Genomic DNA, 22840 nt, shown 5'->3' with positions numbered 1-22840 from the left:
AACTGGCGATTTAATCGAAAGATATTAAATTTTCATACAAACCCCTATCATCATATCTATGACTAGATGATAGGGTTTTTTAATAATTAAGCTAACTGAGGCAAAGTTAATTTTGCAATTTCAAAATAGATAATCAAACCAGTTCCATCCACTAATGTTGCAATAAAAGGGGCAGATACAACCGCTGGATCAATATTCAAGCGACGTAATACCATTGGAATAATTGAAGAAACTAAAGCACTCCATAGTACAATCGCTAAAATAGTTAGCGTTACAACTAAACCTATTTCAAAACCGACACCAAGTGACCAAGCACGGATCCAAGCGGCAACGGCCATTGCTGCGGCAATTAAAGTTCCTGTTGATAATTCCTTCCGTAAGACTGTCCCTAAATTACGTAAACTGACTTCACCAACCGCCATTGCGCGAATAATAGTTGTAGTAATTTGTGTTCCACTATTACCACCAGTACCAATTAATAATGGAATAAAAAAGGCTAACGCAATTGCCGCTTCAAGTTGTTCTTCAAACGCTCGTAGCACCGTTCCAGTATAGGCTTCAGCAACAAAAAGTACTAATAACCATACAATACGTTTTTTCCATAACTCCCAAGGTGTAGTGTCTAAATAGCTACCATCAAGAGGAATCGTACCGCCTTGCATTTCAGCATCTTCTGTTGTTTCTTTTTCCAGAATCGCAGCGGCATCTTCTAGATAGAAAAAACCCACTAATTTGCCTTCATAAACGACAGGAAGTACTGGAACATTATGTTCAAGAAGCAAACGGGCTGCATTCTCTTGATCAACCATCGCATCAATCACGAGCTTATTTTGTTCAACCATCGTCATTAACGACTGTTCTGATGAAGCAACCAATAATGCTTTAGGACTAATTTCTCCTAATAATGCCCCTTGTTCGTTCACAACGTACATGTTGTGTAATAAGTTTGGCATATCCCAAGCTTCATAAAGGGTTTGCTTGGCTTGCTCTACCGTTTGAGTAATTTGTAAAGTGATGACATCTGAACGCATATGTCGGCCAACCGATTCATCAGGCCAAAACAAGGCTTCACGATGGTATTTTAAATCGTCTATTGGCATCGCTTCGAGCACAATCTCACGCTCCTGCTCATCGAGGGTACGCATTGCATTCTCAATAAACTTTGGTGCAACTAAAGGCAGTATTTCTTTTAGTTGCTGTGGTGTAATGCACAGTAATAATTCTCCTGTGGCATTGGCCGAAATCGTACTAAATAATTCAGAAACTTCATGATTAGATAATGATTCTAATACAAATTTAATTTCTGAATCAGAAAGTTTAACGAGTTTCTCAACCCATTTTTCACGGTAACGTGGCTGAATTAATTTTCTTGAAAATTCATTCAGTTGCTTAACTTGTGCGGTCTCAATAATTGAGTGGGTGTTTTTCATTACATTTACATTCATCACATTAACCTCATGTGACTCAGGAATATCCTGAATTGATTGATCTATGATGTAAGAAAACAGCCGTTATTTGACGAGCGAAAGGAAATGGTAGGATAATTCATCCCCGAGTCCCAGCTTCAGCACTATACAACGTATTCGCAAACGCGAAAGCCACTTGGGTTAACACCTTAATCCGATGAAAACTGTCCTGATCTTGGGCATCTCTGGATGTCGTGAGATCAGTGGCCTATGTTTGTACAGGAGCCTCGCCTAACGAGATGCTGTAATTACACAGTCTGTTCATTAACTGAACGGCGCGGATTATAGGAGGGTTAGTTAAAAAAGGTCAATGTAAATATGCTTAATCTTCAATAAAAAATAAAACATAGGACAATAAATATTTTTTATTAAAAATAAAAAATACAAATTATGAATACATTAAAAATACAGAAAAAGGAAAATATATTAGTTTTGCTTTGAATACTTATATTATTGATGCCTATAGGAAATAACTAATCCAGACTAGAACACATGATTCATTAACTATTAAAATAATAAAACCAATAAAAACACATCGACAATAACTAACTAAGTGCATATTTTAAAGATATCAATGATGATTGTTAACAGCTCTTAATCTATTTCGATTTGGTGTTATTAATCCGTCAGTGTAGCCTATATAAAAATCCTAACCGCCGCTAACAATAGTGGCAAAGCAGCGATTAATAAGATAAGAGATTGAAAAATCTTAATACCGCTAGTTTCTGTTAGGATGGTTTATAATGTGATCTTCCCAATCAATAACATCGATTTCATAAACAACCTGATTACGGACACTTTGCCCTGCCGCATGCATCGCTGCTTTCGACCCCGTGATCAAAGGATGCCATTCAGGTAACGGCTGCTCATCCGCGAGTAACCGATAAGCACAGGTATCAGGTAGCCAATGAAATTCCGCTATCTTGTCTCGCGTAAGTTTTAAACACTCTTCACCAGATTGAAAACGGTTAGGATAGTCTTTGCATGAACAGGTATCGCTATTGAGCCAACTGCAAGCAACATTGGTGTAATAGACTTCATCACTGTCTTCATCCATGAGTTTATGCAAACAACATTTACCACAACCATCGCATAGCGATTCCCACTCCGCTTCGGTCATTTGTTCTAAAGATTTACGTTGCCAAAATGGGATATTCATGAGGGTTTACTGCCTAGTTACGATTTCAGCCGGGTGTTATACCTTTCCCGTTTATAAACTGCAAGGTCACAAGGTAATAATTTCGCTGCTGAGAAAGAAAAGATCTGCTAGGATCAGCGCCCGCATTAAACGGGTAATCATCGAAAGGTATAAAATGGACTGTCGTCTCGGTTGTGGCGCTACCCTTTTCAATTAAACTTAGAACTACTACCTTTATCTAATAATTTAGAAAAGGTACCAATAACATGGCAGTGAAAATCCTAGTAAATGTTCCGGTCAGACTTGGAACTGTATCCCCTCTAAAATCCCCTCACGACAAGATATGTATGGCCGGGCACTTTCAAGAAGTGACCATGCCTGTACTAGTTGGAAGAAAAAACCAAATCGTTTACTTGTCTAACTTATTTCTCATTAATGAAGTTTCGGAAGGCAAAGTAGATCCGCTACCTGCAGCTAAAGCCCTAAAGATCTGGATAAACTGGCTACTCCTAAACAATATAGATGCATTACTCACAACAAAAATTAAACTCGACAGCCCCACCTATGGGTTTCGATATTATCTAGTGAACCGTGTTCAAGAAAAGGGGGACCTAAATCGCAGTACTGCCAATGCATACATCCAAGTAATCAAAAGATTGTATGACTGGCTAGACCGAGAAGGCTTGGTGGACAAGCATAATTTTTATAGCCATAAGCTCAGTATTATTGATGGGTTTAGGCAGATTCAATCTTCCGACCTAGCAATCCAAATACAAAAGTCACCTGAACAATCACTATCTCCACTGACAGAGCAAGCTCAAAACCAGTTTCTACAGTTAATCAAATTTGAAACTATAGAATTTCAATTAGTTATAAAGCTAATGATGTTTTGTGGGCTAAGAAAACGAGAGGCGCTTAGCTTTCCTAAAGGCCTGATCAAAGAAGAACATGTAACAGAAGAAGATAGCCAAATTATAAAAGGTATTTATATTGGCCCCCATAATGGGGTTCAGACAAAGTTTGCATCTTATCGTGAGCTTTTTATAACAAGAGCTCTAGCCGAAGACATACTAGATTACTCTATTTCTCCCCGATACAAAAAACGCCAAGAGAAAAGCAAAAGGCAATATAAAAAGCACCCTCCACTACTCAATTACTCTGAAGATGCATTTTACAGTACATGGTATAGACTTAAAAAAAAGTACTATGGAGTGTATAACTCTACATTCAATCATACACCTCATGATCTCCGGGCTACATTCGCGACAAACCTTATGAAATCGGCACTTAAGGTTACGAATAAAAATAGCCAAATAGCACTAGATATTACTCGTTACTATATGGGGCATAAACGAGAAGAAACAACATTAATGTACTTAAAGTTCATTAGCAGAAGTGATGTTTCGAATCAGGTAGCTACGGTCATGGATCAATTCGTATCTGACGCTATTGCAGGACGTTAAAATGAACAATGACGACTATGATGTAGATTTAGTTATTAATGTAAGCCGCATAAATGATGGCCGCCAGGTCATAGACCTTAATATGTTGTCACTAAAAGGCTTTTTTGGAACCCCTTCAATCCTTGGCAGAAGTGCTAGCGGTGTCAACAAAGAGTTTTTCACAGGACACAAAGCATATTATTCGCAAGAATTACATGACAACGCAGTATTAGTTGCAAAATTCCTTCAAAGTTATGCTCCTGCAGGTAGGAAAACTATCTTCTCCGCTTTAAAAGAGTTTTTTGACTTTCAAATAAACCATAAACGTCAATTAAGAGACTCTTCTAGCCTCAGTGACTACAGCCTTCACCTCCAATCTAGAGTATTGTTACGAGAAATAACCAAACAGCATGCCACCTCTAGACTCAACCAAGCAAACGCTTATCTAATGATGACTGGTGAGATAAATGCTTACTTTAAATACCGTTTCACAGGGCAAAGATACAGAGGGTCTAATGCTCCTTACACAATTAACGAGCTCAAATTAATAACAATATCTATCGTACAAATCTATCAAACTTGTTCTGCGATGATTAAAAGGCATATCGACAAGAAGAGCTCAAACAAAAGAGACTTCCCTCTTCATGAGTGTATAGAAATACTAGAAATTAAGTTCAAAAAACAAGATGTCACTTTTGATTACATACAACGAAATCCATTGTTCTGGTTTATGCAGAGTGCATACATACTTTTTGTTCTTTACACATGGAGCAATGAAAAACAGCTTTGTGAACTCAATGCCGATGACATAACAAAAAATGTGGATGGTGTGGAAAGCAACTATCTATACAAGGGAAGAGCAAAAAAGTTCATTAGACTGAATATAGGTGTTTCTGGACTAGAAGCGGATATCAACGGAATTAAATTTTTCGAAGACTATATATCAACACGGAAACTGGTTCTAGAGTATCTGTCTGCTTCAGGTTACGTAAGCAGCCATAGCGCCCTGTTATTCTCACCTCAAAGACAAACAAGCGAAATCAGACGTTTTATCCCCCATACCACAAAGTTCTCAGTTCACCCTATTGTCATATCTGCTTCACATAGGAATATTGAAATCCCGTGCATTTCCAGTCGTCGTATTAGAAAAACAGTAGAGCAAATGACAGATAATGAGATAAACGATCCGTTTGTCATTCTAGAAAAAGCCCAACATAACTGGGGCACTTACCGGAAATACTATGCGCATGGGAATGTTCTTGAAGCAAGAAGCGCCATAAGCACCGCCCTGAAGCAACTAACTGATTTATGCATTCAACAAGAGAAATTTGAATCAAGGCAGGAAGTCGCAAAGCAATATGATATTAACTTGATTGAAAAACAAGCAAATGAGTATCAACTGAATGGGCTTGTATGCTTAGACAAACCAAATACTGGAGAGAATGCCAAACGTTTCATTCGTAAGCAAAATCACTTTGGTAGAAACCCCAAAGTCTGTGCTGACTTTGCGAACTGCGTAAACTGCCCTAAGTGCGCTGTAGTCGATGATGAACAAGCTGTTTACCATCTACTGAGTTTCCAGCATATGATTGAATTTAATAAATCCACATTCATCGGTTCAACTACGGCAAAAAATAAACACATGCATTTGGTAGATAAAATAAACCTCATGTTGCGATTCATCAGCCCCAAAACTCTTGCTAGAGCTAGAAATCAACTTCAAAAAAATGGAGTAGCTGACATATGGAGAACTTAAAAGCGACTCAGGAAAATATTTCATTCGTTGACAGTAATGTTGCATCCAACCTCGACAGAGGCTTCCCCTCCGTAAACGAGATCAGCGACGCTTTAACCACAAAAGATTATCGCAGGCTTTCTAGCATAACGATCATCCCTGGAAAGAATAAAATTCCAGGTATCAAATTTTCTGACGACAGCTGGACAAACCAACACCTTATAAACGAAGACGAAACTTACAGGAAAGCCAATTTCAATAGCCTTACCGAAAAACTCAAAGTGGAAGTAAAGATAGTGGGCATATACCTCTTATGGTTTAGCCCCAAAAAGGCAAAACTATCATCAGTAATCAGAATCATAGAGAACTTGATATTGGTGGCAAAAGTACTCATGAAATCGAATATCTCTTCATTCTTCAACCTTGATAGAGCCCCTATAAGACAACAATTCATGAGTGACATTAACGAAGGGAGAACGAGTGGAACGATCGATAACTACTATAAATCACTCTCTAGAATTGCGGAAATGAAGCATTCGGTATTTGGCAAACATAACTTCTACCTCAAAACAAATTTTTTCTTCCTTTCCCCAGGACGCACAACGAATCAAACCTATTGTATGCCAATGAATATACTCAACGCATATTGGTCCTCGTACATGAACCACTTCAACAAGTTTTCTGTCAATATCGATAATTGGAGTTATTTGTGCAACTTACTACCCCGGTACAGTGACTATCTAACAGAAAATAACCTTAAAAAGCATAATAATAACTGGTTGTACTTTATCGACAAATTCTGCCAAGAAGAATTACAACAGATAGCTAATGACAATCGATGCGCTACCAAAAAGATAGTAATAGTGCGTTCAGATGAGTCCGTCGATGACTACAACAACAAATGTTATACATACAAGTCACTAAGTGGAGGTGAATTAGTTGATACACAGCTAAAAACGTACAACCGAAGGTATCCCAAATACCTAGTCGATATAGAGGATATCTACAACTTTTTCAATCAATTAGCCTTACTAGCAACAGAGGCAATTCAAGCAATGACTGGTATCAGGAAGTCAGAAATGGTTTCGCTGAAGTTTGGCTCTCTCATCGAAGAACAAGACTGGATTGGAATAAATACAACATTGCATAAGCATGCTGATGAAGGTGGAGTTGAGCAGATTTGGGCAGGGGCTCCTTTCATCAAAACTATTTTCGATAAGGTTAGGCCGATAGCTCAAGTGATCTTCCAAGTAACCAATCAAGAATTAAACTCTTTATACATAAAAACTGACGCAAGACACTTCTATTCGACCAACCAATTTCGGCTAATGAAGTCTCAAAGAAACTCGGAAAATTTATTAGATTGGACATCAAAGCACGACATAACATTAACAAGAAAGGATATAGAGGAGTTTTGGAGCCTAAACCCTAATTTACCTGATCGCCTTAAAGTAGAGAAAGAAATATACATCGGTGGTAAGTGGCCAATCACATCTCACCAATACCGAAGAAGTATCGCCGTCCACGTTAGAAGGTTAGAACTTGTTACATCAAACCAATTGCTCGTTCAGCTAAAGCATATCGCCAAATCTGTTACTGAGTGGTATTCAGATGGGTTTATATCGAACTCAAAGACAATAGCCAAGCTTGCAGATAGTTTTGCGAAAGAGCTCGAAAATGCCGACCTTGAAAGGTCTGCGACTATTGCAATGCAGTTCCAAAATGGGAGCAATTTATTTGGTAAAGGTGGAAGAAATATAGAAAAACAGAAAAATAAACCAATTAAATCAAAAACATACCAATCATTCGAGCACGCTAAATCACTTGCTAAAAGGAAAAAGTCGAAAATTATGTCTTTAGGTAATGGCATGTACTGTATGAACGGATTAGATTGCGAATACAAAAGCATAACCCAAGCAGCAAACTGCAACCCTGACTGTGAAAACATGATAGCAGATAAAAATTCTATCCCCATATGGCAAAAACGGTATGAAAAATATAGAGCCTTATTAAAGCAAGCAAAGGACAGCAACCAACCAACCGCAAGTATCGAGTTTTTGCGTTTGGAATTAGAAACATATAAGCAAGCATTAGACTTTTATGAGGTAGATTATGAGTAAGGTATCTCAATCGGCTGAAGCGGCACAATTAGCTTTAACCCAGCTAATAGCCAGTGGAAAAAAAGTTAGCCAATATGCCGTTGAAAAAAAAGCGGGCTTAGCGAATGGAGCGCTGAATTATAAGCACCCAAAGTATGAAGAAATCAAACAACGAATACACGACGCAAAATCCTCGTTGAATAAAGAAAGCACAGTCTCGAATGACAACTTAAGACAAGTTTGTAACCATGAAAGACACTTGAAAAAAGTGTATCGGGAAAAGCTGAAATTAGCTAACAACAGATTAAAAGCACTGGAAGGAGAAAAGTTAGAGCTACAATATCAATTGTTTCATATGCAAAAGTACTTAGCTGAACTAGAAAAGCTTGGCGTTGCCGATAGCAATATACTAGAATTCCGCCTCCCCGATTTGGACTAACGTTCTAGCATATACAGGTGAACCAATTACAACTTATTCTATCGATGTATCTGACTGGTCACCTTGCATATCGGATTCCCTAAAGAAGGGTTGTGGTGCTTGCTGTATTGCACCTTCGATTACCTCCCCTATTCCAGGTATGCCTGAAGGTAAACCAGCTGGTACAAGATGTATCCAACTGAATGAACACAACCTGTGTAGCCTATTTGGCCAGTCAGAAAGGCCGAAAGTCTGTCACGACTTTACCAGCGATGACTGGATCTGTAGTAAAGGCCCTGAATACGCTCTGCAAACCTTATCAGAACTAGAAACCCTCACTTAAGCAAGTCTAGATTAACTCGATATAACTCAATCAATGTTGTGGTTCGATTATTAATATAATGGGGGCTTGCTGTGCTTTATCAATCAAAACAATGACTCAAGAAGCTATTTTCCATACTTTTATGTATTCAATAATCGCTAATGTTCGATTTTCTGAAACGACTTTTTGTTCAGAGACGTGTTGGGGTGACTATCGCTAACTCACTTTTGCCCGTGCGACCTGAAGTCGTATGAAGCGTTGTTCACCACGACAAGAGTGAACCATCTGTATCACCAGATGACCCTAGGATCCTGAATAAAGCAGCGGATCTGACAATGTAACGAAACTTGGTCGTCAGGCTGAGTGGGAACAGAATCGTAAGAGGACGCTCCTCCTGAAAACCACAATTCGGGTAAGTGCTAGGGAGTCAATATGATGAACGTATGTGAATCCATTAAAGGTGCGTTATATGACGAAGCAGCGGAAGTGGTTAATACGCTGTGGCCAAAATGGCAATGAGAGTCGGAAAGGAGTTGGGCAGTGTCCTTTCGTGATCAGAGTACTCTCCGCACTAGAGTGGGCATCTAAGTTGACATTTTACGTAACATACGGAACAGGGTAAGCCTGTATCACTCCCTACGGGAAAGCCTTTGCGGCCGACAGTGGTGCTGCAGGTAGAGGATGTTGGAAAAAGCGAAGGCTGCATTGTAATGATGCAGATACAGATTCCTATCTGATCACGAAAGTGAGCTGACTTCCAACTGGTCTTCCGTTGCAAGAGAATTTGAAGAACTTTATTCAAGGAGAAACAGCAAATGATGATTTCAACAGAGATTAGTGCCTCTCCTGACTGTGCTCAATGGCAATCGATAAACTGGAAAGCTGTAGAGTCCCATGTTTTAAAGCTTCAGATGCGTATTGCAAAGGCAACGAGAGAAGGTAAACACGGCAAAGCGAAAGCGTTGCAGTGGATACTGACTCACTCGCGTTCAGCAAAGCTTCTTGCTGTTAAGCGAGTATCAAAAAATAAAGGTAGTAAAACGCCTGGAATAGATGGTGTCATCTGGAATACAGATGCACGCCGTATGAAAGCAGTTAATCAATTGAGTCGAAAGGCGTACAAAGCCCAACCGCTCAAGCGTATCTACATCCCCAAAAAGAACGGCAAGCTTAGACCACTGGGAATTCCATGCATGATAGACAGAGCGCAACAAGCCCTCCACCTTCTTGCATTAGAGCCTATATCGGAAACGCTTGCTGACCCCAATAGTTATGGATTTAGGCCAAATCGCAGTACTGCCGATGCAGTTGGGCAGTGTTTCAAATGTTTGGCATTAAAGAAATCAGCTAAGTGGGTACTTGAAGGGGATATTAAAGCTTGTTTCGACAAGATCGGCCATCAATGGCTTCTTGAGAACATCGCTATTGATAAGAGAATGTTGGAACAATGGCTAAAATCTGGCTTTATGGACAAAGGTCTGTTTTATCGCACCGATGAGGGGACACCACAAGGTGGGATAATATCACCAACCTTGATGCTAATGACTCTTGCAGGACTTGAGCAGCATATTAAGTCTGCGGCCCTCAAAAAGGGTACTAGATGCGTATTTCGGTGATTGCGATCGCTCGTTTCGGTTTATTCCGATCACTTGATCCTGCCGTTTTTCTCTCTTCCTATTTTTACTCTAAGTGATCGGATTGCGCCAGTTTTCTCATTGACTCACCTCCCAGTTCTATTCGATGACTATTGTGTACCAGCCGATCCATTAGAGCGTCAGCGACGGTGGCGTTGCCGATCATGTTATACCACTCCTTTACGGGTAGTTGGCTGATTACGATTGTGCTGCTGTTTTGGTAGCGGTCTTCAAGCACTTCTAACAAGTGACCTGCATGCTCTTGAGTCAGTTTTCCCATCCCCCAGTCATCGAGGATCAGTAGAGCTTTCTTAGCCAACGATTGAAGTTGCTTTTGATAGCTACCATCCAGGCGGCCTGCGGTCAGATCATCAAGCAAGCGAGTTAATCGGTAGTATCTGACCGTTTGTTGTTGGTCGCAGGCGCTGCTTGCCAGTGCGCAGCCAAGATACGTTTTGCCTGCGCCTGTTGGGCCTGTGATCAAGATATTCTGGTGCTTGTGCAGATAACTGCCCGTCAGCAGTTCGCTCATCTGTTTGCGATTGAGGTTTCGCCCCTCCTTGTAGATGAGTTGGCTCGGCTGAGCATCCACTCTCAGCTTTGCTTGTCGTTTTAAGCGTTGGATTTTGCTCTGATTACGATTCAAGATTTCACTTTCCAGGAGCAAGCTTAACCGCTCCTCGAAGTCCAGCTCTGCGTAGGTGGTCAGTTGCTCTTGTTGCTGCTCTAACGCTTTCGCCGCATGACTTAAGCGCAGGGTTTTGAGTTGGTCGTTCAGTGCATTCATATCTTTTCTCCTAGTGATAACAGTTCGGGCCACGAACATTGCTGTGAACAAGGTTCGGTGTGCTTGAGGTGTCTTTGCTCAGTTGCCCCTCGCGATTGTTTTTCAGCAGATTATTGATGAAGGTGTAGTTCGGTTTTGTCAGCATCAGCGCATCTTTACAGGCCTGCTCTAAGCGCGACTCGCCATGGGTTTTACTCAGATTAAGTAGCCCAAGACAGGAACGATAGGCCTGCTCTGGATGAGGTTTGGCGTTCAGCATCTTATTGACGACCTCTCGGGTGGCTGGACCGATATTGGCTCCCCAGTTGAGCAAGCGTCCAGGCGACCACTTTTGATGTTGATGGTTACTCGGCATGTGTTCTGGTTGAGTGCTGTTTCCACGTTCCCTTTGGCTGCGCGGATGTTGAGCGATCAAGTTACCTTGGTGGTAGATCTGCACCAGACGGTTGGAGGCTTCCAGCTCGACATGGTGGCCAACCAGTTGATGGGGAACCGAGTAGTAGTGACGGCGATATTCGATGTGATAATCAGGCCCAACCTTGGCTCGCTTGCTTTCGATATAGAGATATCGCTGCTTAGGAAGAGGCTTTAACGCGGGTTTATCGAGTTTGTCGAACAGCGCTTTGCGGCTCGCACCATACTGCTTCATCTCACGTTCGTTTAAGTCATTCATAAGTTCACGGATGGCGAGGTTCAGCTCTTTGAAGGTATGGAAGGTTTGGTGGCGTAGCCGCATCATGATCCAGCGTTCCACGAGGAGCACCGCATTTTCTGCCTTGGCTTTGTCTTTCGGTTTGTAGGGACGAGCTGGCATTACGGCAGTTTGATAGTGATTCGCCAGTTTCTGGTAGCTGTCGTTGAGCCTTGGCTCATAACGGTTAGCTTTGGTGACTGCGCTACGTAGATTATCGGGAACCAAGAGATGGGGGACACCGCCGAAGTGTTCGAACGCATTCGCATGCGCCTCTAACCAGTAGGACTTACCTTGACTCGGGAAGGCTTCAACATAGGTGTAGTTAGATGCGCCCCAGGTCGCCACGAACACTTCCGCTTCGCGTACTTCACCTGTGTCAGGATTGACTACATAAAGCCGAGGCCCACAGTAATCGATAAACAGCTTATCACCTGCCACATGGAGCTGACGCATGCTGCGCATTTGCGTTTTGAACCAGCGAGTGAAGTGCTCACAGAACTGAGTGTAAGCGTAAGCTTGCTCTTGATATTGCTCATGATATTCCTGCCAGAGCAACATCTTCGTCATGCCTTTACGCCTCAGCTCGACAGCGTATTGAGTGAAGTCTGGCATAACCTTATCGCGACTGGCTTTCTTGCCGTGATACAACACCTGAGTGAGTTCAGTGTCACTGCAACCTTCGGGTAGAGGCCAGCCAAGTTGGCTTTGCTTAAAGCGAGTCAGGAGTTCCGATATGGTGGAAGGACCGAGCTTGAGGCAAGAAGCGATGCTGCGATTTGAGAGACCGCAGTCGTACTTCAGGCGTAAAACCTCTTTGATTTTGTTCATTGGAGTTCTCTTTTTTGCCATGGTCGCTTCCTTACTTTCTTGTTTAAGAAGTAAAGAATAGCGAGCTATTGATTTAAAAGAGAAAAAGGTAGGATTTCGGACATTCCGATCGGAGTTTTCGCTATTCCGATCACCGATTTCGGAGTTAGGCTAAAAGTGATCGGATAATCGCGGAATCAGTGATCGGTTTAAACCGAAATGGGTGATCGGATAATCCCAAAATGACTGATCGGAATGCTCCGAAATATGCAACTAGAGCCAATTTCATAGGATACGCCGACGNCTTACTTTCTTGTTTAAGAAGTAAAGAATAGCGAGCTATTGATTTAAAAGAGAAAAAGGTAGGATTTCGGACATTCCGATCGGAGTTTTCGCTATTCCGATCACCGATTTCGGAGTTAGGCTAAAAGTGATCGGATAATCGCGGAATCAGTGATCGGTTTAAACCGAAATGGGTGATCGGATAATCCCAAAATGACTGATCGGAATGCTCCGAAATATGCAACTAGAGCCAATTTCATAGGATACGCCGACGATTTCGTCGTCACCTGCGCTTCAAAGGAAGTGCTGGAGAACGATATCAAACCGTTGATCGCTGACTTTTTAGCGGAAAGAGGATTAACATTATCCGAAGAGAAAACGCACATTACGCACATCGATAACGGCTTTAACTTTCTAGGGTTCAACCACAGAAAGTACAAAGGGAAATTGCTCATTAAACCGAGTAAATCTAACACATTGCTGTTCTTGAGTAATCTGCGCGAACTCATCAAAAAGCATGCAACAACCTCTGTGAACGATCTTATCAAACTGATAAACCCGAAATTGAGGGGTTGGGCTAATTATTATCGCCATTGCGTAGCAAAACAGGTATTCGGATATGTTGGTCATAAGCTATTTCTTGCATTATGGCATTGGGCAGTGAGGCGTCATCCAACCAAGTCCAAAAACTGGGTTGTTCATAAATACTTTCTCAATCGCAAAGGCCAATGGCAATTCCACGGTTGGCAAAAGATCATGAACATGGATTGTCAGTTCAATCTGTTTCAAATAGCTAAAGTGCCTATCGAGCGACATGTGAAAATCAGGAGTGCCGTGACCCCATTTGACCCAGAGTACCAAGAATACTTGGCTAAGCGGAAGTCGAAAAGGCAAGCACGTAACTCATGGATTGAACCTGCTCCAACTGCCTTATGAGTTGCTGGGTGTCAAACGATGCCTTAGTGAAGGCTTGAGCCGTATGCAGTGAAAGTTGCACGTACGGTTCTTAGAGGGGCGGCACTTGGTAACAAGTGTCGTCTACTCGACCATTATTAGCTTCGTCGAACAAATTAGCGTATCCCACCATTCGTAATTTAACCCAATATTTCTCATGTTGTGGTATTATAATTTATGCAAAAAAAACGTATTTTTAGATTGTAACTATGAGTCGTATGAGGGATAGAAGTAATTTAAGTTAACCTGTCAGATATTGTAGAAACGAAACTGACAGATCACATTCAGGCTTATCTAGTTAGTTGTAGTCTCCAACTTCACTTCATTTAATGCACAATGTCAGCTAAAAACCGTTCCTGATGCTAGTTGCTCTCTAGTTTCAAGTTAGATGGATTTGGTACATGCTTTGTCCATCGGCTATTGGTTTCCAGTACCAAGTTGCTAACAGTTAAAGCTAGCAGCTCACTTGCTTTGCTTTCATCTAAGCCAGTGTAACCTGCCACATTGAAATCAAAGTGGGTAATCTGTACTTCAATTTGTCTCTGGGCATTCCGATAAATTGACCACAGTTCTTGTGGTTTACGTAGTTGTAGCCATGCCGTACAGAATGCTGCTATAGCCGACAAGATAGATGGCAGCACTTTCGCATAAAAAACACCCTCACCTAAACCAACCAGAAGAGGAGCGGATAGCGTACCAAGCATAATAATTCTAAAACACCAAAGTGACTCTTGCTTATTGTGATCTGCTTTCTTCTTAAAGTGTTCCACTTGTTCTGAACTGTATTCTCGAGCTGACATTTTTCACACTACCTGATTAATATCTATTTGAAACAATATAATTGATCTCGCGTAACTGATTATTGTTAGGAAATTCTTCGATTAATACTTCTAATAAGTCGATTAAACCTCCGCTTAAAGCTCCTTTTTCTGCTTCGTTTGCAGCATGAAACCACTTATCTAACTCTGTTCCATGGCTCTTTAGTCTACTGGGTCTGCCGCCAGCTTTCTGCCAAATTGAGTCAAGCCTATCATAAGCAAGATCTGCGCTGACTTCTGAAAACTTCCTAATGATCTCACTTTGGTGAGGCTGAGTTGAAGTACCGGTATAAAGTGAATACCAAAACCTATTAGTAGAATTTAAAAGTTCGGAACAAGTTTCTATTGTTGACTTAAAGTTTGGGGTTTCTGCCAGCCATCCATAACTACTTTGGTATAAGCCATTCGCAACTTTTTTCCAGCGTTTTTCTAATATTATATTCCCAAGCATATGGGCATGAGCACTAGAAGTTCTAGAGTGAACTTTCTTAACCCAACGTAAAACATCCTCTTCCCGGTGAGAAATCGATTGTGATAAGTACGAGAGAATAAAAGCAGGTTCGATATAATTGCCAGTCATGTGGGCTTTAAGCTCATTGATAAGATAAGGTTCGGCGTCACTTAAGTGCTGTAAAGCCTGAGGGGTAGTCACAACTTTTTTAGTCATATCTTTTGCTAGAATATTACTTCTTGTAGCGTCGAGCTGAGACCAAACCTTAATTCTATCTGTACTTGATAATAGATACTCCGAAATTTCCTTAGATATTCGCTCAAAAATCCCAGGTAAAATATTAGTTTGAAGACAATCACAGAGCTTTGCTAGAAAAGTCTCTGTTTCTATGTTTGGAGGATAAAACCCCCCACCTATGTCTAACTGTTTTTGCCACATTTGAAACGCATTCTCTTCTGCAATGTCAATGTAGTTGAGAAGAGTTTGCTCTTTTAGGGACCGTTCAGCTAATAAATCAACGAATGGAGAAAAAGCACTATCCCTGAGTAGATTAATTGCATGCCTGTGGGACAAACTTTGAGCTATGAATGGTAAACCTTCTATCCAATTAGGCATGGAATTGCGTTGTTTATTGTAAACCTGCTCTTCAGCATATAGGTTAAAAACAGTCCAAGCATGTAGCTTTGCCCACTTCTGAGAAATAGAAAATTGCTCTAGCGCCATGAAGTTATCTACTGTCATGTCACTCGCTTTCGCGCATTCAAACAACATTTCCTCAAGATCTTGTGGTACAGAAGATAGCCGTAAGAAAGTTTTTTGAAAGTTGACTATTGAAAGCCAGAACAATGTATGTTTACTGGTTTCGGGTTGATTAACTAGTGTGCCGATCCCATTGACTACTGACTGTGACCACCACTGCGTTGATTTATCAGGCAACGCTCTTTCAAAGTACTTGTTAAGGTCTTCGTGACTAAGAGTTACTAAGTTATTCTTTATCCAATTTGATAGTTCTACTTCCGGCATAGCTCCTTTAGGAACAGCATCACTTGATAAATTGCACATAGTCAAAATATCAGAAGCGTCGCCTTTACTAACCATTAGCATCTTAATTGAACTCAAAAGCTCATTTTTTATATCTTTAGCTTTATCTGGTGATGGAGAGCAAGCGATCAAAGTTCGAAGCGCTACGATAGCATTAGTCAAAGTGGAATTTTCTCTGAACTGATCAATGTTGTCAGCGGCTCTTCCTAGCTTATTCAATACTTTCAAATCGCCCGTTAACTCGCAACAGTTAAGCAGTAATTGACAAAGTAACGAATCATTTTCGGCTCGATTAATCAGGTAGTTAGTTGCTCGAGAGGTTTCAATGGTTGTTGTACTATTAATTAAGGATACGTTAGGCAGATACCATTGATTCAATACTGATGCGGGAACATAGTAAAATGTAGGCAACTTAGCACGTACTAATGATTGAGGCGGTGTGAATGCGCTTCTAACAGAAAATTCTTTTCGTGCTTCTCCCCACAATTTCTCCCATAGGTGAGCGATTAATAAGGGTAAGGTTTCGTCCGCTTCTATAGCTAGGATGTTATCGCTACAAATCAGTTTGTTTGCGACATTTTGCAACAAGCTGGAATGAGGCTGCTTATACTCTTTATGGTTAACTAATTGATAAATAAATTCTTCAAGACAGTGTACTTGAGATATCTTGTCCAACTCCCAAAGTAAAACCGTACTTTTTACCATACCACTGCGCGGCGCATTCAAGTCAGGCTCAATACTCCATAACGCCCACCAATTACCAACAGGTCCACAGTTGATTGCTGGCCACCATTTTTCTTTAGGGGTAACGTATCCCCCAGGTTTGTCAGTCAAGCCAAGTAACTCAGGAGGAAGGGGAGAATCTCCCTCCCAGAATAGCAAATCATGACTATTGTTCCTGCAACCATAAATAGCTTTTAGTGGTTTCGTCATCATATATTATCTAGTATCCAAGAGAGTGGAGCTGTTAAGTCAGAATCCTTGTTACTCTGCTCAGGAGCAATTACCCAGCCCTGATATTCTGGGCCCTCATCGATGAAGTCATCATCATTGCTATTGGGTTGAAGGGTCTTACCTAAGGAAGAAACCCCCCATATAGATGCCATCTTTTCCGGCCAAGTTGCTTGGATAAACGAATAGAATAACGGTAATTTACTTTTCAAGGCTTCTGAAGGCACTTGACCTTCTTCGATTACTTCATCAAAACAAGATAATACGATGGCTAACGGAGGCTTATTTTCCTTAGAGCTTAGATTTAAGCCAGCCACATGACACAACATCTGAAGAAGTTCTATCCAATATACGTTAGCATCCCAAATTTCAGGTCTTGTAGTTTCACCTGGTGTGTTAGTTGGTATAGAAGTTAGCTTTGACAAAGCGTCAGGGTAAGTTTTCTCTCCACTAAGGCGAATAAATACTAACCACCCATCTGTACTTTGTAACCTTCTACGCCAATCTGAAGAGATCTCTCGCTGCTTAAAAACCTGAGATAATTGCTCGCCACCGTAATCAGGCCAGTACAGATCAATTGTTATCTGGTTGCTATCAACTAACGGGAATAGTATTTCGGAGTACTGATCGGCGTGAGTGTGCTCAGCTGCATTGCCGTCTTCCAACTGGGTTAGTACATCTTCTAAAGCGCTTAAATTAACTGACGCACCATCACCAGTCCTGATTTTTAACTTACCTGGACGTCGTTTTAGTCTCCCAAAGAGTTGTCCTGCATAGTGTGTCTTACCACTATTAGGGCCACCAAGAAGCAGTATTTCAGAATTTTTCATGGTGCCCCCTAAAAGCGAGAAATGAAGTGTTCCCTACAATAGGTTCCGTGATAGGTTCGCAAAACCTAGGTATCCAAGCCTCATTTAAGATTGATTCTAACACTATTGTAAAAGAAGCAGGATCTTCCACTGTTACTTCAAACTCTTTGGCATGGGGAATATTGCTTTCTAAAGCTCTTTGAATTGCTTTTTTTATTCCCTCTGTAGGTTGTTTGTCACTTTTTGCCCAAACAAGCACTGTTGGCCTAGAACCGACAGATTCACCTAAGCGTTCGATAATTGTCCGCAGTTCTCTCCTTGCCACACTGCGTTCTTCTCCAGCAAGCTTTTCACAATCAGCAAATATTAAGAAGGCATCACTCTGCGAGGCTGTCCATTTTGCTCCTGCGGCATCGATAGCGTCGACATCAATAGACCACCTTGTAAACCACTCACCAGGAGCGTCCGTAAGAAAGATGTTCTTAATCTTATCATTGGAGTCTTGTAAGATGAGATGAAGAATACCAGGCGTTCGATCCACCCCACGTGGAGTATGAGGAGGAAATGATGGCAATTGCTTCTCATTGTTAATTCGAGCCCATGATGCTATTGATTCCCATGCGCCAAGAGTTTGAGAGCCACAAAAATCAAAATTGTTGTACTTTTCACCTGACAGTAATTGCAAATAATTCGCAGCTAGAAAAGTCGTTTTTCCTGTATTTTGGGCACCAAGCAATCCAATAAAAATTGAAGGGCCTTGTTGATACAGACGCGATAAATCTGAGCTCCCTAGAGCTGAAGATGACCAAGGTACTCGAAAGGAAATATTGTTTTCATTTCTTTCTAGGCCACTGTTCTCAGTTGCCTTATTGTGGCTCCATGAAGGACAATCTTCATGATTGAGCTCCCCCATACAACAAGTATCGCCATCATGTACGAAGCAATTTGGATTTGAACACCGACTCATACCTACACCTCCGCAACTAGTCGGTATGCTTGTTCCTGTCTAAAGATTGCTCTTGATAGTTCGGGGAAGCTACAACGCCAGTCCTGAGGAATAAAAGATTTCTCTATCAATGAATTCAAATCGCAATTCTCATCAACTAAAGCTCGAACAACCATCCCCCCAATATTTGAGCTTTTCTCATCTGATCTAGAAGTAAGTGTTTCTAACCAACAAGGATCGAGCCGCGAACGTTTGCTTCGAATTTCAGTCAAAATTTCATAAAAACTGTAGTTACGGTCATGACTGCATTCAGGTAATTTGCCTACCGCCTCAGCTAATGTGAATACAACACTAGCTGGTGACGGTAGTTGTATTTCTTCGAGCAAATCATACGGCATTAAAACCGCTGCGATTTCAGGAGGGTGAGATCGATAGCTCTCTTTTTGAGATGTTGAATAGAGAGCTTCAGCCCACCATAAAACATTTAGCCTCGTTTGCTCCTGCCTTTGAAAATTTAAAAATGCTTTTTGCTGCCTTTGAAAGGCTAGCCTTTGCTCATTCAGGGCTTTTTCAACGGACTTCTTCAGCGAGTTGAGATTCTCCATTGCCTTATTATTAGCAATTGATTGTTCTTCAACAAGTGCGATTTCTGAAGCTATAATTTCAGACATTCTTTCAGCAAAGTCGCCAGCCCAATGGGGCGGGTTCTGATGAGCGGCGTATCTATTGGGATTGATACCCGGAACATTTTGGCCCTCTTTATTGATATAAGTTTGACCCGCGGCTCCACCTATACGTTCGCGAAGATCATTTTCATCAACATCTTTTTTATTAACAACTGGAGTTGGTAGCTCATCTAGCTTAATTGTTTTCTCTTTGCTAAATGACAAGCCTGGCGCACTAACGATTGAATTCTGCTCAGCAGTACGCCCTAATGATTGCAAAAAGGTTCGCAGTACTTTTTCTTCTTTTCCACATCGTAACAAAGGGAATATGTCACAAGCGGTAAGCCACATTATTGCAGCATTGTTATCTTCTTCTGATACTTGAGAGCACGCTTCGAGAATAATTGATCTATATAGATTAACTGGTTCATCAGTATATGCGGTTAAGAATGCCTTCCACTCATTCTGAAGAAGCTCTTTTGCTTTGTTTATGGGCAACTCATCTAGTGAAACATTAGGGTTTAAGCCACATAGAATTGCTGGAATAAGTTGGTCACGCTCTTCACGATAATATTCAGCCAGCTTTTGAGCTGCTTGCTCGATTTTAGCATAGCGTTCATCATTACCGTCGATGCTCTCAATAAGTCCTAAACCTAAAAATGAATCCAAAATTGTATCCATACTAGCTCCTTAGTACAGTTTTTCGTTGACGGATAAATGAGTTAAAAAGCTTTCAATTAAATCGCTTTCAGGATAGTCATGAGCAACAGTATTCAACAGGTCAGTTGGTTTCACCGCTGCACCATTGACTGATTTTTGCCAAATATTCAACCACATATCTTTTGGTCTCGAGTTGCTCGCAATATCACTGTTTCGCCCGCCAGCTCTCTTCCAAAGAGCCCTAGCATCTGAAATATCAGGGTACTCTTCTGCTAAAAAAACAATTAGGTCATCAGTTGAAACATTCATCAACTCGACTTCCTGGTGGTGAGTAAACATATCTGCATTGTCTCGAAGAAACTTCAACATGCACTGAGCGGATGCTTGAGAAGCAAAGTGCCTGTACTGATCATCTTTAAATGTGTCACCAAAATCAGAAACTGCTTTTACTACAATTACAGGAATTCGATTTATATTACCTAAAGCACCTAGTGCACTTGCTTCCATATCAACACCAAGAACTTTGCGCATAGAATCAGAAAACCTCGAAAACAAGCCTGAATCCTCAACAACAGCAGCCCCAGTTGCTATAGGAGCGACATGAACTCTAAATGGCTCAGGCTCAGGTAATCCTTTCGGGTACCATAGATTCAACTCAGTGGCTTTCTCGATCCCACAGTCAGTTAAAGCAAGCTCCTTAGTCACTAATTTTTTCTTTAATAGTCGGGCTAACACAGATTGCCAATCTGCGCATTTGGTATCAAATTCGTCATGTTCAAATGGTTTAATTTGATTTGCTAAACACTGTAATACCCAGTTCTCTTGGTTTTCGAGTGGGTACTTAGGTCGAGATATCGGCCAAGCGGATAAATCTACAGAAAGGTTTTGCATTCTTTGAACAATTTCTGTGTCAGGGCGGTATTGAAGCATATCACCCTGAAAAACCTCGATATCACCTTCTTTAATGAGCTTACCAGCATCGTAAGACCAAAGTCTTTCCGCAAAAATAACATCGCCAAGGGAGACTTTTCCTCTTCGGCCTGCGCATATACCCGTCATTGCAATGCACTTAAAGTCAGCCTCGGAAAGCATGCTATGAACTAGAGCGCTAGCTTCTTCCCGCCCCATATATGAAGACCAAGTGACTCGGACAGATATTGCTACATTGTCTTTACCTGCAAAACGAGCATCAGCAACTAACCTCCCGCTTGATAAAGTTCTCTCTACCCAACCAGTACTATCAATACCGTCTTTGATTTGTAAGACTTGCTCAAATTCATCCTTTAACGCGCATACAATAAGCACATCAATTTGTTCTTTTCCTGCCATGGTTATCCGCTTCTAGATTTAGTCACTCGAGAATAGCAATATTCTAGATATCATATGGTGATAGGTGCATTGTTTTTCAACGGATGCTATTCAGAAAACTCATCTTTATTCATGACATTACGAGCATACAGATGAGCTATCTTCGAGTTTAGCTATAGCGGATAACTAAACATCTTCATAACGCTATACCTGATCTACGTCATGATTTTCCGGGTAGTTCGGATAAACCTAATATGAGTTAACTTTCTAAAGGGTTCGTTGAAGACGTTAAGTATATGAAAGCGAACAAACTCGCAGTGGAGTTACCTGAAAAACGTAAGTTGACGGCAACTTAGTGCTGCCAGAAGGGTGATACTTCAGCCTTAGCGAAGTAAAAAGAAATGTGTCGAATCCTTATCTCTTGCATGCTTATTCATCCAAGGCAATGTCTTGGTAGTCTAGTTGAGATAGATAAACTAATGCAGTGAATGGTATTTAGTCTGCTTGCTCTAAATGATTTATGTCCAAAGGTGTGCCGACGGGGCATGAAACACGGGGCATGAAACACGAAAATGCCCCAAACCGACTTAACGTAATTGCTCTGTGGTAGAGCGTGTCACTAAAATCGCAGTACTTTTGCTCATGGCTGAACGGAGGTGAGCAGGAACTCCCATTTCCGCACATAAACGGAATTTCTAACCAGTTACCTCGTCCAGTATTGTTATGCAAATATGCTGGAACGCATAGATTAGATATAAACATATTCGTGTTAGTAAAAACTGATCGTATAGGGTTGTTAAATCAAATTGGATATTGGCGATACAACTAGACTATTTAGTCCTCGCGAATATATACTGTTTTTTGTGTTATTAATATAGGAATACTTTGTGGACCCCAACTCTAGTCGATTGTGTCAAACCTTCTTGGCGTCTAGTCATCAAGGGAGAACGAATCAATGATTGAGCCTTTTCTTACCCTTCTATTCGGCATTCTATTCATCCTGGCAATTATTGCAGCAAATGGCTATTTCGTTGCTCAAGAGTTCGCGTATATGGCAGTGGATAGAGCAAAACTAGCAACCCTAGCTGCTACTGGCGATGAAGCCGCCAAGCGTGCGCTTGCCGTCACCAAACGTACCAGCTTTATGTTATCTGGTGCTCAGCTTGGTATTACGATAACAGGCCTAGTTTTAGGCTTTACTGCGGAGCCGCTTCTAGGTAAATCTATGGGCGTAATACTGCAATACTTCGGACTGTCGCTAGAAGTAGGTATTGCTATCGGTACTGTTACCACTCTTGTTGTTGCAATGATCGTTCAAATGATTTTCGGTGAGCTTTATCCGAAAAACCTCGCAATTGCCAATGCAGAGCCGATGTCCCTTATGATGTCCCGTTCGACGCTAATTTATATGGC

The 22840-nt window shown here is 41.2% G+C and carries 16 protein-coding genes, 2 pseudogenes and 1 riboswitch; of the genes and pseudogenes, 8 read left to right on the top strand and 10 right to left on the bottom strand.

Translation table 11 applies throughout. From position 1 onward, the window contains the following. Positions 1–86: 86 nt before the first annotated feature. The gene (gene mgtE / locus CAG58_RS09710; RefSeq protein WP_158138709.1) at positions 87–1445 is read right to left on the bottom strand and encodes a magnesium transporter; all 1359 of its coding nucleotides are present in this window, start codon (positions 1443–1445) and stop codon (positions 87–89) included. Positions 1446–1542: 97 nt separating this feature from the next. Beyond that, positions 1543–1712, bottom strand: a riboswitch (M-box (ykoK) riboswitch). Between the two features lie 472 nt (positions 1713–2184). Continuing rightward, complete coding sequence (locus CAG58_RS09705) at positions 2185–2625, bottom strand: YcgN family cysteine cluster protein (RefSeq protein WP_161429656.1); 441 nt, start codon at positions 2623–2625, stop codon at positions 2185–2187. A 245-nt stretch (positions 2626–2870) separates the two neighbouring features. On the opposite strand from CAG58_RS09705, the gene CAG58_RS09700 reads away from it, so the two are divergent. From CAG58_RS09700 to CAG58_RS09675, 6 genes and pseudogenes are all read left to right on the top strand, one after another. Beyond that, a complete protein-coding gene (locus tag CAG58_RS09700) occupies positions 2871–4067 on the top strand; it encodes a tyrosine-type recombinase/integrase (protein ID WP_161429657.1) in 1197 nt (398 codons plus the stop codon). Between the two features lies 1 nt (position 4068). Further along, positions 4069–5802 carry a hypothetical protein gene (locus CAG58_RS09695; RefSeq protein WP_161429658.1) on the top strand — a complete coding sequence of 578 codons (1734 nt, stop codon included), beginning with the start codon at positions 4069–4071 and terminating at the stop codon, positions 5800–5802. Beyond that, a complete protein-coding gene (locus CAG58_RS09690) occupies positions 5790–7901 on the top strand; it encodes a hypothetical protein (protein WP_161426403.1) in 2112 nt (703 codons plus the stop codon). The genes CAG58_RS09695 and CAG58_RS09690 overlap by 13 nt, the downstream gene beginning before the upstream one ends. Beyond that, entirely contained in the window at positions 7894–8319 is a 426-nt protein-coding gene (locus CAG58_RS09685) for a hypothetical protein (protein ID WP_161426404.1), read from the top strand. Before CAG58_RS09690 ends, CAG58_RS09685 begins: the two co-directional genes overlap by 8 nt. Positions 8320–8386: 67 nt before the next feature. After that, complete coding sequence (locus CAG58_RS09680) at positions 8387–8641, top strand: YkgJ family cysteine cluster protein (protein ID WP_337247258.1); 255 nt, start codon at positions 8387–8389, stop codon at positions 8639–8641. Positions 8642–9435: 794 nt separating this feature from the next. Continuing rightward, positions 9436–10230, top strand: a pseudogene (locus CAG58_RS09675) (reverse transcriptase N-terminal domain-containing protein); the annotation flags it as partial. A 70-nt stretch (positions 10231–10300) separates the two neighbouring features. On the opposite strand, the gene istB reads toward CAG58_RS09675, so the two are convergent. Both istB and istA read right to left on the bottom strand, forming a co-directional pair. Beyond that, positions 10301–11041, bottom strand: coding sequence for an IS21-like element ISVch3 family helper ATPase IstB (gene istB / locus CAG58_RS09670; RefSeq protein ID WP_161426406.1), 741 nt, complete (start codon positions 11039–11041; stop codon positions 10301–10303). A gap of 10 nt (positions 11042–11051) precedes the next feature. Continuing rightward, on the bottom strand, positions 11052–12584 hold the full coding sequence (gene istA / locus CAG58_RS09665) for an IS21 family transposase (RefSeq protein WP_161426407.1): 1533 nt from the start codon (positions 12582–12584) through the stop codon (positions 11052–11054). Between the two features lie 468 nt (positions 12585–13052). Between istA and CAG58_RS09660 the strand changes: the two are divergent. Beyond that, a pseudogene (locus CAG58_RS09660) lies at positions 13053–13760 on the top strand (group II intron maturase-specific domain-containing protein); the annotation flags it as partial. Positions 13761–14140: 380 nt separating this feature from the next. Here the strand turns inward: CAG58_RS09660 and CAG58_RS09655 are convergent. The 6 genes from CAG58_RS09655 to CAG58_RS09630 are packed head-to-tail and all read right to left on the bottom strand — an operon-like array spanning position 14141 to position 21448. Further along, complete coding sequence (locus CAG58_RS09655) at positions 14141–14578, bottom strand: DUF4231 domain-containing protein (RefSeq protein WP_161429660.1); 438 nt, start codon at positions 14576–14578, stop codon at positions 14141–14143. A 16-nt stretch (positions 14579–14594) separates the two neighbouring features. After that, positions 14595–17024, bottom strand: a complete 2430-nt coding sequence (locus CAG58_RS09650) for a GAP1-N1 domain-containing protein (RefSeq protein ID WP_161429661.1) — start codon at positions 17022–17024, stop codon at positions 14595–14597. Further along, positions 17021–17869 carry a hypothetical protein gene (locus CAG58_RS09645; protein ID WP_161425341.1) on the bottom strand — a complete coding sequence of 283 codons (849 nt, stop codon included), beginning with the start codon at positions 17867–17869 and terminating at the stop codon, positions 17021–17023. Before CAG58_RS09645 ends, CAG58_RS09650 begins: the two co-directional genes overlap by 4 nt. After that, positions 17856–18761, bottom strand: coding sequence for a TRAFAC clade GTPase domain-containing protein (locus CAG58_RS09640; RefSeq protein ID WP_161425342.1), 906 nt, complete (start codon positions 18759–18761; stop codon positions 17856–17858). Before CAG58_RS09640 ends, CAG58_RS09645 begins: the two co-directional genes overlap by 14 nt. 56 nt (positions 18762–18817) lie before the next feature. Next, positions 18818–20140 carry a GTPase-associated system all-helical protein GASH gene (locus CAG58_RS09635; protein WP_161425343.1) on the bottom strand — a complete coding sequence of 441 codons (1323 nt, stop codon included), beginning with the start codon at positions 20138–20140 and terminating at the stop codon, positions 18818–18820. A 9-nt stretch (positions 20141–20149) separates the two neighbouring features. Continuing rightward, positions 20150–21448, bottom strand: coding sequence for a 5'-methylthioadenosine/S-adenosylhomocysteine nucleosidase family protein (locus CAG58_RS09630; protein WP_161425344.1), 1299 nt, complete (start codon positions 21446–21448; stop codon positions 20150–20152). Between the two features lie 934 nt (positions 21449–22382). Between CAG58_RS09630 and CAG58_RS09625 the strand changes: the two genes are divergently transcribed. Continuing rightward, positions 22383–22840 (top strand): CNNM domain-containing protein (locus CAG58_RS09625; protein ID WP_161439728.1); only part of this gene is annotated, 458 nt, incomplete at its 3' end.

It is taken from the genome of Vibrio sp. V31_P5A7T61 (genome assembly GCF_009904895.1).
Taxonomy (GTDB): Bacteria; Pseudomonadota; Gammaproteobacteria; order Enterobacterales; family Vibrionaceae; genus Vibrio; species Vibrio metschnikovii.
This window is presented reverse-complemented; position numbering and strand designations above follow the sequence as displayed.